Source organism: Streptomyces sp. NPDC002623 (assembly GCF_053592635.1).
In genome coordinates this window covers 1-10898 of sequence record NZ_JBSFWB010000086.1, presented here as the reverse complement: position 1 = coordinate 10898, position 10898 = coordinate 1, and the positions used below count along the sequence as shown (strand labels likewise).

The following is a 10898-nucleotide window of genomic DNA, read 5'->3' as shown; positions in this document are numbered from 1 at the left end:
CGACCGTCCCGGCGGGCGGCGGGGCCGAGGACCGCACCCAGGAACTCGCCCTCGGCCGTGCCGTGCCCTGCTTCGACGACGAGCCCGTCCCCGGCGACGCCCTGTACGTCGGCCTCAGCAACCCCGTCCCGGCCGGGGTCGTCGTGCTGCGGCTGGACTGCCGGGTCGACGGCGTCGGCGTCGACCCGCGCCGCCCGCCGCTGCGCTGGGAGGCGTGGGACGGCGCGGCCTGGGCGCGCTGCGACGTCGAGGAGGACACGACCGGCGGCTTCAACCGCCCCGGCCAGGTGGTGCTGCATCTGCCGGCCGGCCACGCGGAATCCACGATCGCGCGCCAGCCCGCGGGGTGGGTGCGCTGCCGGCTGGTCTCCGCCGAGCCGGACCAGCCCACCTATCTGCAGTCGCCGACCATCCGCGAGGCCGAGGCCTTCACCATCGGCGCGACCGTGGAGGCCGTGCACGCCGAGACGGTGACGGACGAGGTCCTGGGACTGTCCGAGGGCGTGCCCGGCCAGTCCTTCCACGTCTCCCGGCCCCCCGTCGTCCCGGGCGACGAGCCGTTCGTCGTGGAGGTCGCGGACGGCTCGGACTGGTCGCAGTGGCACCGCGTCGACGACTTCGCCCACTCGGGGCCCGGCGACCGGCATCTGACGCTGGATCCGAACTCCGGCCGGGTCGACTTCGGTCCGGCCGTCCGCGAGCCCGACGGGACGATCCGCTACTACGGCGCCGTGCCGGCCAAGGGCGCCCCGGTGCGGATCCGCGCCTACCGGACCGGAGGCGGCAGCGCGGGCAACGTCGCCAAGGGGACGCTGCGGGTGCTGCGCACCTCGCTGCCGTTCGTCGCGCGGGCCGAGAACCGGCGGGCCGCCGTCGGCGGGGTCGACGGGGAGAGCGTGGAGAGCGCCAAGGTCCGCGGCCCCATGACGCTGAGCACCCTGTACCGGGCGGTCGTCCCGCGCGACTACGAGGTGCTGGCCCGGGAGGTCGCCCCGGACGCGGCGCGGGTCGCCTGCGTACCCGCAGGGGAGGGCGAGGAGGGCGGCGTGCGGCTGCTGCTGGTGCCGGCCGTGCGCAGCGACGAACTGGGGCGGCTGCGCTTCGACGACCTGGTGCCGCCCCGCGAGACGCTGCGGGGCCTCGCCGACTACCTGGACGAGCGCCGGACCATCGGCACCCGGCTGGTGGTCGAGCCGCCCTACTACCAGGGTGTCACCGTCGTGGCGTCGGTCCTGGCGTCCCGCGGTGCGGCCGCCGACCCGGTCCGCAGCGCCGCGCTGGCCGCGCTGTACGGGTATTTCAACCCGATCACCGGAGGACCGAGCGGGCAGGGCTGGCCGTTCGGGCGGCCGATCCACGCCGGAGAGGTGTACGCCGTCCTCCAACGGGTGCCGGGCGTCGACCTCGTCGAGGACGTCAGGCTCTTCCCGGCCGACCCGCTGACCGGGCAGCGCGCCGACCCGGTCACCAAGATCGTGCTCGACCCGCACGCCCTCGTCTTTTCCTACGAGCACCAACTCCGAATGCGGGAGGCCTGAATGCGCGGAACAGTCGAGGGACTGCCCACGCCTCATCCACTCATCTACCAGCTCCCCGCCGTGTACCTGGGAGAGGACTTCATCCAGCGGTTCCTGGCCGCGCTGGACGACGTACTGGCGCCGGTGCTGCTGACCATCGACAACCTCCCCGCCCACCTCGACCCGCGCACCGCCCCGGAGGACTTCCTGGCGTGGATGGGCGATTGGGTGGCCACGGGCCCGGCCGACGGACAGCCGGCCGGACAGCACCGGGCCGCGGTCCTGGGGGCGGTGGAACGGCACCGCAGGCGGGGCACGGGAGGCGGCCTCGCCGAAGCCGTACGGGTGGAGTTCGGCGCGGAGGCGGAGATCGAGGAGACCGGCGGAACCTCGTGGTCCGAGACGGCCGGCAGCCCCCTGCCCGGACCGGCCGGCGCGCCGCCCCGGGTCACCGTACGGGTGCGGGTGGCCGATCCGGACGCGGCGGGCGCGGAGCGGCTGCGCCGGCTGGTGGCCGGTGAGGTGCCGGCGCACGTCGGGTACGACACGGAACTGCTGCCCCTCGCGGACGCGTCATGAGCGGCGCCGACGGGCTGGTCTGCCCGGACTGCGGCCACCACAACGCGCCGGGCACGGCGTTCTGCGCGTCCTGCAACGCCTTCCTGGACTGGGAGCAGAGCGGCGCCGGCACCGCGAACGGCGGCCAGGGCACGGGAACGGCGCCCCACGCGGCCGTCGCGGGGCCCGCCGTCTCCGGCCCGGCGGCGCCGGCTCCCGTGGCGCCGGCTCCCGTGGCGCCGGGCCCCGTGACGCCGGACGCGTCCGTTTCCGGGCCGTCCGTCCAGGGAGTCGCGGCCGCCGGTCCCGCGCCGGAGCCGACGGCCACCCGGACCGCGCCCCTCCCGCCCCGGCCGGAGACCGCGCCGCCCGTTCCGACACAGCCCCGGACACAGCCGGCCGGCTCCACGCAGGCGCAGGCTGTCCCGAATCCGGCCGTCCCGCCCGTCCCCGCCGTCCCGCCCGTCCCCGCCGTCCCGCCCGTCTCCGCCGTCCCCGCCGCGCCGACCGGCCCGGTCCGGCCCCGGACACCGGCGGAATCCGGGATCTCCGGCACCGTGCGGCGGCCCGGTGAGCATGCGCCGGACCCGGACGACCTGCCCGCATCGCCCGCCGAGGGCGCCACCGCGCCCGTGCCCCGCCCCCGGACGCCGGTCCATGACCTGATCTGTCAGGCATGCGCCCATGCCAACCCCCGTACCCGCACCCTGTGCCTGCGCTGCGGCGCCGTTCTCACCGCGCCCGTGGTGACGGAGGAGCGGCTCTCGTGGTGGGCGCGCCTGCTGCGCCGGCTCCGCCGCCCGCCGCGTCGGCTTGCGGCCGGGCAGCGCCCCCCGGCCCGGGCCTGGCGCCGGCCGAGCCTCGCGATCCCGCTCACGCTGGTCCTCCTGCTCGGCGGCGGCTACCTCGCCCGCCCCCACCTGGGCAGCCTCATCGACACACTCCGGAACCGGACGGCCAAACCCACCCCCGTCAACCCGAAGTTCGCGGAGGCGTCCAGCAACCGCCAGGGCCACGGGCCGAACCTGGCCTTCGACGGGGCGAACAACACCTACTGGGCGCCGGCGTCGGCCGGCGCGGGTACGGGCGAGGATCTGGAGGCGCGCTTCGAACAGCCCGTCACACTCCAGAAACTCATCATCCACATCGGGGTCTCGATCAACAAGGACGAGTTCCTCAAGCAGGCCAGGCCGTCCGTCCTCGACGTCGAGCTGGGCGAAGCGGACGGCACCGTCGAGAAGAAGCAGCTCAAGCTGGAGGACAAGCCGGGGCCGCAGACGCTGGACCTCAGGGGGACGAACGTCAGCACGGTGCGGTTCATCATCCGGTCCAGTTACGGAGTCGAGGGGAGGGCGCGGCACTCGGCGATCTTGGAGGTCGAGTTCTTCGGACGGCGATGACACCGGCCCGGGACGCCCGGCGTCAGGGTGTTCCTCCTCGGTGGAGTCCGGTAGGCGACGTGCTCCGGAGCAGGCGGCCCGGCGGCCGCGCGCCCCGGCGCCCGCCGCTACACCGGATGGGAGAGCCCGCCGGACGGGGGGATCCCCAGGGAGGCCAGCATGGCCGAGTAGCCGCTGCGGGCCCGCGCACTGTCGGCCGCGAGCCCCGCGGCGTCGCAGGCCCGGATCAGCACCCGCCATGCGGCGTCGCGGTGCCCGTCGACCTCGAGGCAGCGTTCGGCCGCCTCCACCGCCTCCACGGGCCGGCCCTGGGAGAGTCGTATCTCGGCCAGCGCCACGGCCGCGTTGGCCGCCTCCCGGCGCAGCCGTTCCCGGTCGGCGGCCACCCACTCGGCCTGCCCGTCCTCGGGCAGCAGCTCACCCGCGTAGTGGTCCAGAGCGATGCGGAACGCGTCGGCTGCCTCCTCCAGCCGCTTCTGCGCCCGGGCTCGTCGGCCCTCGCGCACCGCACGCTCGAACGACGCGACGTCGCTCATGTCCCCGGGCGCCAGCACCAGGCGGTAGGAGTCGCCCTGCCGCGCGATGAGCCGCGAACCGCCCCTGGGGCGTTCCGGTTCCAGGAAGGAACGCAGACTGGAGACCGTCACCTGGAGGTTGTGCAGTGTGGACGGTGTCGTCACTCCGTCCCAGAACGCGACCACCAGATGGTCACGGTGGACCGCCTGGCCTGCGCGAACCGCGAGGAGCCGCAGTACCGCCTGTGCCCTGGGGCGCAGCTTCGCCCAGTCGTGCTCGCGCCCGGCCAGGGTGAACTCGAAGCCGCCGAGGCAACGCACCGTCAGGACCGGCGCCGACCGTGCTCCGAGGCCGCGTCCGGACGCCGGGGCTTGCTGTCCGCCGGACTTGGTCCGGCCCGTCGCCGCTGCGCCGTCCCCGACCGGGCCGGCCGGGGACGCGAGCGCGGTGAGCCAGGAGCGCAGCCCGGACTCCGGCAGCCCCGCGGACCGGGCCGTCGACCAGGCGGCCTCCTGCAACTCGGCCCGGTTCGCCGCATCGGGCGCGGCCAGAGCCATCGCGCCCATGGCCAGAGCACGTGCCCCCGGTACCCCCGCCGACCGGGCGAACGCCTCCGCCTGCGCGGCGCGCTGCCCCGCGTCCGGCAGGTCGTTTGCGACTTCAACGACGGCGAGGGCGGCCCGGCCCCACGCCTCCAGCGTGCCCCAGCCCAGCGCCCGGAACCGGCGCACGACCTCCTCCAACTCGCCGATGCCGGGGCGTCCCGTCCGTACCGAGCGCAGGCACCCGGCCAGTGCGGCGAGCGCCGCGCCCTCGGCGTCGCCGAGCCGGGTGCACTCGTCCAGTACGACGACCGGCTGCCCGGCGTCCTCGGGATGCGGTCCCAGGCCCAGCAGGCACCGGGCGGCCCGGCTCAGCCACGGCAGGTCCAGCCGTTCGGCGTCGTAGGCGATCCGCTGGAGTTCCGGGTAGGGGACCGGACTGGCCGGGCCCCCGGCCAGCACGGTCAGCGCCACCCGGACCAACTGCCCGGACAGTGCGACCAGGGCGTCGTCCGTCGCCTCCGCCAAGGCCCGGCGCACGGTGGGCCCGGCCGTCCTGTCGCCGGTCAGGGCGGCGGCGATGCCCTGGACGAGGAGGGCGGCGGAGTTGCCGGGACCGCCGTCGTCGACGTGTCCGACCGTGCGGTCGAGGTAGGTGTCCGGGGCGCCCGCGACGACGATGCGCAGCGGATCGGGCCAGTCGGCGGACCCGGGGCGGCGGCGCACCGCCGAAGGCGGCGGGTCCTGGTGATCGTCTGCGGGGGCGCAGGCGGTGGCCCGGGCGCGCAGCCGCGTCAGTTCGACGTCGGTCAGCATGCCGGTGAGCCGCGCGCGCAGACACTCGCGGAGCAGGGGCTCGGCGAGGTACGTCCGCCCGTCCGGGTCGGCGCGCAGAACCCCGTGCTCGTGGGCCAGGGACCACAGCATCTCGGCGCTGTCGGCCCGGCCGGTCAGCGCTCGGCAGGCGTCGGCGGTGAGCCGGCTCAGCAGGGAGGTCTCCGTCAGGAACCGTCCGAGCCGGTCGGGGAGCGGAGCGAGCACCTCCCGCTCCAGGTATTCGCGGCCGAACATCCCGTCGGCCAGGATCTGTTCCTGTCCGGTGTCGGGGCGGGCCGCCACGGCTCTGGCGAACAGCCTCAGCGTCGCGGCCCTGCCGCCGGTGGCCCGGACCAGGGGCAGCGCGATGCCGGGGCGCAGCGCCGTGTCGTACAGATGCGGGAACAGGTGCTCGACCTCCCAGGAGCGGAACCGCAGCGCGTCGGCGTTGACCACCGTCGCGCTCGACGCCTCCAGCGCGGCCACCGACAACCCGGCGGCGGGGCGTGTGCCGATCAGCACCCGTGGGTGCGGCGGGGCCAGCTGGCCGAGCCGGACCACGAGCGCCCGTGCGGCCGCCGAGAGCAGGTGCATGTCATCAATGACGACGAGTCGCCCGACGGCTCCACTGTCCCTGACATCGCGACGCCGCGGCGTCCGCTGGGCCGCGCCGGGCGGCCCCGCGGAGCCCGCCAGCGCGTCCGCCGGGTACCCGAGCGTGGTCAGCAACTCCCGTTGGTCGGCGTCGGGCCGGGCCTGGTACCACGTCACCGGGCCCGGATGCGCCCTGGCCGCCTGCGCCAGCAGCGCGGTCTTGCCGAAGCCGGGCGGCGCGACGACCAAGCCCAACGAGCAGTGGGCGAACTGCTCGGTCAGGCGGCCCCGTGACATGGCCTCAGAGACCGGTATGCGGAATGCGGTCCACTGCTGAGCCGGTAAAAGACTCGTCATACGCCTCATCTCCGTGGTTCCCGGACGCTTTGGCAGATGTGTCCCATTTCAACTGTTTCTTCTTTTGTGCTGTTTTTTGGTACTGAAAAGCCGTGCAGGTTATGGGGCGTGGGACTTGAGTGGCCGTGGTGTGTCATTTTCGTGCTTTTCCCTCATCCGGCGCGCCCGGAAACGGCAGATGGCAAAGAGAGTGTCGTTTCGGGCCTGAGGGACGTTCGACTCGACGCCGCCGAGGATGCCTGCGCCCGTGCCGTCGGGGCGTCGGCACGGGCGTCGGCGCGGCGTAACACGGCCGGAAACCACTATGTCGGCAGCTCGTTCCGGCCGGCTTCCGGCGTCGTGCTACCGGCATCCGCCAGGTTGGTCCTTGGCCCACCACAGGAAGGCGGCGGAGTGCTGCTGGTTGGCGAAACCCTCGCCGACCAGGGCATGGAGGAGGTCGTTGCTCCAGAGGATGAGCCGCCCGAGGGTCCAGTTCACCGACTCCGGGGCAGGCAGCTCCAGTCCGTAGACCGTCCGCGCGATCTCGCGCTTTCCGCCGGCCTCCGTCGTGTATTTGAGGATCGACAGGAATCGCTCGGGCTGCACGACGCAGAGCACCCTCGTGAGGAGCGCTTCCTTGAAACCGGTCATGGCGAACGGTTTCGTGCCGGCCAGCAAGTGCTGAAGCCGGTCTTCGAGCGGCACGTCGGCCGGGCCGTGCAGGAGGTACTCGATCGTCCTGCGCGTCTCCTCCCCGGCCGCGGCGTCGCCCAGGGCGTTCCACGCCGAGTTGAACGTGGCCTGGTTGCCGGGGCGGGCCCCGACCTCGGAGTTGGCGAAGTCCTTGAGGACCCTGGGGTCGCACGTCTGCAAACCGGCGGGGGAGAAGATCTCCTGGTACTTCGCCCAGTAGGCCGCGACCCGCGGATCGAAGCCCGGCTGGGCGGCGAGGTACTGCGCCTTGAGCCGGGTCACGCGCGCCAGCACCTCGGGCTCGACGTCCTCGGGCTTCGGGAAACGGGCCTTGAGGTCCTCGAAGGAGGAGGACGTCCTCTTCTTCGGGGGCGTGGGCTCCCCGTGGTCCCACTCGTACCCACACCTGTGTCTGACGGTCCGCCGTCCGCCCTCCAAGGCGCGGACCAGCTCGACGTCCTCGTCGTCGCTGCACAACGGACACATGGCCACTGCCATGGCCACCCCCCTCTCCATGACGGTGCTCGCGTCCCACCGTGAGCCCGCGCGCCGATCGACCGAGCAGCGCATTGTCGCATTCGACCCGGGCGACGGGGAGGCCCCGGAGGTCCGGAGGTCGGGCGGGCCCGGAGGCCCGGACGGGAGGGGGACCGGAGGGGGAGGGGGCCGGACAAGCGAGGTGCGCCTGCGCACCTCACCCGGCGACTACATCTTCGTCCCGCCCTCCGTGCCCCGTCCGCCTTCCCGGGCGGCCGGGCGCTCCGCGCCCGCGCCCGCGGCGGGGCCCGAGGCGAGCGTCTCGCCCTGGACGATCCGCGGAGCGTGACCTGCCTCCGCGCCGCTCTCCTCGTCCTGCGCGGCACGCGCCTCCGCCTTGAGGATGCGGGCCGACTTGCCCGCCGAACGGGCCAGGTCGGGCAGCTTCTTCACACAGAGGAGCGCGATGACGACGACGAGGATGATGGCGAATTCGCTCAGTCCGAACATGAGGGTCCTGTCCTGTCCTGTGGGGGCGGTGAGACGTGGATCGGCGGCGTGGAGCGCAGGCTCGCGTCCTCGGCCACGCGCCGGCGCAGATGGGGCAGCATCCCGCGGTCGAGCAGCGCCCGCCGCCAGACCAGACGAGCCCGTTCCGGGCGGTCCTCGACGGAGGGTGTGCCGCCTCGCTGCCGCACGGCGGTGCGCATGAGGGCGACCAGCGCCACCAGGGTGCTCACCGCCGCGACGACCGCCAGCATCCAGCCCGCGGTGACGAGCGAGTGGGGCATGGGGCCCGGCACCGCGGCCAGCCGAAGCCCGTGGCCCAGCGCGGACACGACCACGGCGGACGCGGCGGAGACGAGCGGGGTCAGCACCAGGAGCGCGGGCGCCACGCTGCCGTCGTCGTCCGCGCCGTGGTCCGGGCCGTGCTCGGCTGTCTCCCGTGCGGCCAGGTAGGCGCCGTACTCCGCCGCGGCCGCCGCCGTGATCGTGTCGGCGGCCCTGAACGCCCCGGTGCGCAGCCGCTCGCGCGCCACGCCGGTGGCGTCGTCGAGGAGGACGGCCCGGATCTCGGGGCCGGCCAGCGCCAGGTCCAGCACCGCCTCGAAGTCCGCCAGGTCCTGCGCGCGCAGTCGGGGCGGGTCGGACACATGCTCCTCGCGTCGATCGCCCGGGCGGCTCAGACGCTCACCCCGAAGTCGGAGGCGATGCCGGCCAGTCCGGAGGCATAGCCCTGGCCGACGGCACGGAACTTCCACTCCTGGCCGTTGCGGTAGAGCTCGCCGAAGACCATCGCGGTCTCGGTGGAGGCGTCCTCGGACAGGTCGTAGCGCGCGAGTTCCTGGTTGTTCGCCTGGTTGACCACCCGGATGAACGCGTTGCGGACCTGGCCGAAGCTCTGGCCGCGGTTCTCCGCGTCGTGGATGGAGACCGGGAAGACGATCTTGTCGATCTCGGCGGGCACACCGGCCAGGTCCACCTTCACCGACTCGTCGTCGCCCTCGCCCTCGCCGGTGAGGTTGTCGCCGGTGTGCTCCACGGACCCGTCGGGGCTGCGCAGGTTGTTGTAGAAGACGAAGTGCTGGTCGGACGGCACCTTGCCGGAGGCGTCGAGCAGCAGGGCGGAGGCGTCGAGGTCGTAGTCGGTGCCGGTGGTCGTCCGGACGTCCCAGCCGAGTCCGACCAGGACGGCGGTCAGGCCCGGCGCCTCCTTGCTCAGCGATACGTTGCCGCCCTTGGACAGGGAAACTCCCACTGCGTACTCCTTCTCGGCCTGCACCTGTCGCGGCCCGCTTCCCGGACCGGGATCATGAATCTACAACACTGTAGAGAAAGTGGTGTGCGCCTTCTACAATCCGATAGGAGCCACTCCGGACATCGATACGATGGTCGGCCGGGAAACGGGCGGCGACGGAGAGGAGACAGGGCGTGACGGATCACCGGCAGCGTCCCCGGCGGCGAGGGCAGGGCGAGCTGGAAGTCTCGGTCCTGTCGGCGCTGCGGGAGGCGGACGGGCCGGCGACGGCCGGGTGGGTGCAGGAGCGCCTGGGCGGCGATCTCGCCTATACGACGGTCATCACGATCCTGACCAGGCTGCTGGCCAAGGGCGCGGTCACCCGCGAGCGGGTGGGGCGGTCCTTCGTCTGGACGCCGGCGTCGGACGAGGCCGGTCTCGCCGCGCACCGGATGCGCAGGGTGCTGGACGCCGAGCGGAACCGCGAGGCCGTGCTGGCCAGTTTCGTCACCGGCCTCGGTCCCGACGACGAACGGCTGCTGCGCGAACTGCTCGCCGAGCCCCGCGACGGAGGGGAAGACTGACGCCTCATGGGGGTCTTCGTCTTTCTGCCGCTGGTCCTGCCGCTCACGGCATGGCCCGTCGCGCGGCTGGCCGAACAGCATCTGCATCCGCGCACCGCGACCCGGCTGCTGACCGGCGTGGCCGCGGTGATGGCCGTGTGCAGCACGGTGTGCCTGGGGCTGCTCATGGTCGTCGGCACCGCCCAGCTCCCCGGCAACCCGCTGCCCGACGGCTGGTCGGACCCCGAGGTGCGGGCGGCCGTCCCGTACGACGAGATCGCCGGCAAGGCGGCCATCCCCGCCCTGACGGCGGTGGCCCTGGTCTGCGGTCGGACGCTGTGGCGGCACCGCCGGGTCCGCCGTCGTGCCCACCGGGCGCTCGCCGGGCTGCCGGGCACCGAGGTCGCGGTCCTGCCCGACGGGACTCCGTACGCGTATGCCCTGCCCGGCGGGCGCCGGGACCGGATCGTCGTGACCACCGGTCTGCTGGACTCCCTCGAACCGGCCGAACGGCGGGCCCTGTTCGCGCATGAGCGCGCCCACCTCGCCGCCCGTCACCACCGGCACCTGCTCGCCGTCCGGCTGGCGGCCCGGGCCAACCCGTTCCTGCGCCCGCTGAGCTCGGCCGTGGCCTACACGGCCGAGCGCTGGGCGGACGAGGACGCGGCCCGGGCGGTCGGCAGCCGGCGCACCGTGGCCCGGGCGATAGGCAAGGCCGCGCTCGTCTCGCGCGGCACACCGCTGCCCACGCTCGCCGGCTTCGCGGCGACGCCGGGGCCGGTGCCGCGCCGGGTGCGGGCCCTGCTCGGTCCCGCACCCGCGGTGCGGGACTGGCCGTCGGCCTTCACCACGGTGGGTCTCGCCGTCTGGGGCGCCGCCGCGGGCACGGCCGTCTCGGCGATGTCCTCGGCGAACTCCGCCGTGACCATGCTTCTCATCCTGCACGCCGCCACACCCCTGTGACCCGGCCCTCCGGCGGCCGGCCCCACGGGGGCGGGCCGCCGTCGGGCCGGGGCGACGCACTGCGCGTCAGCCCGGCATGCCGCCCGCGACTCGTCAGAGGTCGAACTCGTGCGGGGGCAGGTCGAGGGTGAAGCAGGCTTCCCGGACCACGGCCTGCTCGGTCTTGTCGAAGTCGCCGTCCG

Annotated in this window: 11 protein-coding genes; 5 read left to right on the top strand and 6 right to left on the bottom strand. The window is 74.1% G+C overall.

Annotated features, from left to right (window positions below):
• The 3 genes from ACWD4O_RS48395 to ACWD4O_RS48385 all read left to right on the top strand — a co-directional run.
• Positions 1–1538, top strand: a 1538-nt coding sequence (locus ACWD4O_RS48395; protein WP_451289535.1) for a putative baseplate assembly protein, incomplete at its 5' end; no start/stop codon positions are given.
• Positions 1539–2096 (top strand): phage tail protein, encoded by a 558-nt coding sequence (locus ACWD4O_RS48390; protein WP_451289534.1) that lies wholly within the window; start codon positions 1539–1541, stop codon positions 2094–2096.
• Positions 2093–3475, top strand: coding sequence for an NADase-type glycan-binding domain-containing protein (locus ACWD4O_RS48385; RefSeq protein WP_451289533.1), 1383 nt, complete (start codon positions 2093–2095; stop codon positions 3473–3475). Before ACWD4O_RS48390 ends, ACWD4O_RS48385 begins: the two co-directional genes overlap by 4 nt.
• A 107-nt stretch (positions 3476–3582) precedes the next feature.
• Here ACWD4O_RS48385 and ACWD4O_RS48380 read toward each other — a convergent pair whose 3' ends face one another.
• The 5 genes from ACWD4O_RS48380 to ACWD4O_RS48360 form a co-directional block, all read right to left on the bottom strand.
• Positions 3583–6240 carry a BTAD domain-containing putative transcriptional regulator gene (locus ACWD4O_RS48380; RefSeq protein WP_451289532.1) on the bottom strand — a complete coding sequence of 886 codons (2658 nt, stop codon included), beginning with the start codon at positions 6238–6240 and terminating at the stop codon, positions 3583–3585.
• A gap of 402 nt (positions 6241–6642) precedes the next feature.
• On the bottom strand, positions 6643–7473 hold the full coding sequence (locus tag ACWD4O_RS48375) for a hypothetical protein (RefSeq protein ID WP_451289536.1): 831 nt from the start codon (positions 7471–7473) through the stop codon (positions 6643–6645).
• A gap of 207 nt (positions 7474–7680) precedes the next feature.
• Entirely contained in the window at positions 7681–7962 is a 282-nt protein-coding gene (locus tag ACWD4O_RS48370; protein ID WP_451289531.1) for a twin-arginine translocase TatA/TatE family subunit, read from the bottom strand.
• Positions 7950–8606, bottom strand: coding sequence for a hypothetical protein (locus tag ACWD4O_RS48365; protein WP_451289530.1), 657 nt, complete (start codon positions 8604–8606; stop codon positions 7950–7952). Before ACWD4O_RS48365 ends, ACWD4O_RS48370 begins: the two co-directional genes overlap by 13 nt.
• A 29-nt stretch (positions 8607–8635) precedes the next feature.
• Positions 8636–9211, bottom strand: coding sequence for a TerD family protein (locus ACWD4O_RS48360; RefSeq protein WP_451289529.1), 576 nt, complete (start codon positions 9209–9211; stop codon positions 8636–8638).
• Positions 9212–9384: 173 nt separating this feature from the next.
• On the opposite strand from ACWD4O_RS48360, the gene ACWD4O_RS48355 reads away from it, so the two are divergent.
• Both ACWD4O_RS48355 and ACWD4O_RS48350 read left to right on the top strand, forming a co-directional pair.
• Positions 9385–9774 (top strand): BlaI/MecI/CopY family transcriptional regulator, encoded by a 390-nt coding sequence (locus tag ACWD4O_RS48355; protein WP_451289527.1) that lies wholly within the window; start codon positions 9385–9387, stop codon positions 9772–9774.
• 6 nt (positions 9775–9780) lie between these two features.
• Positions 9781–10716 (top strand): M56 family metallopeptidase, encoded by a 936-nt coding sequence (locus ACWD4O_RS48350; RefSeq protein WP_451289525.1) that lies wholly within the window; start codon positions 9781–9783, stop codon positions 10714–10716.
• A gap of 93 nt (positions 10717–10809) precedes the next feature.
• Here the strand turns inward: ACWD4O_RS48350 and ACWD4O_RS48345 are convergent.
• Positions 10810–10898: TerB family tellurite resistance protein (locus ACWD4O_RS48345; RefSeq protein WP_451279329.1), on the bottom strand; the 89-nt coding region annotated here is incomplete at its 5' end.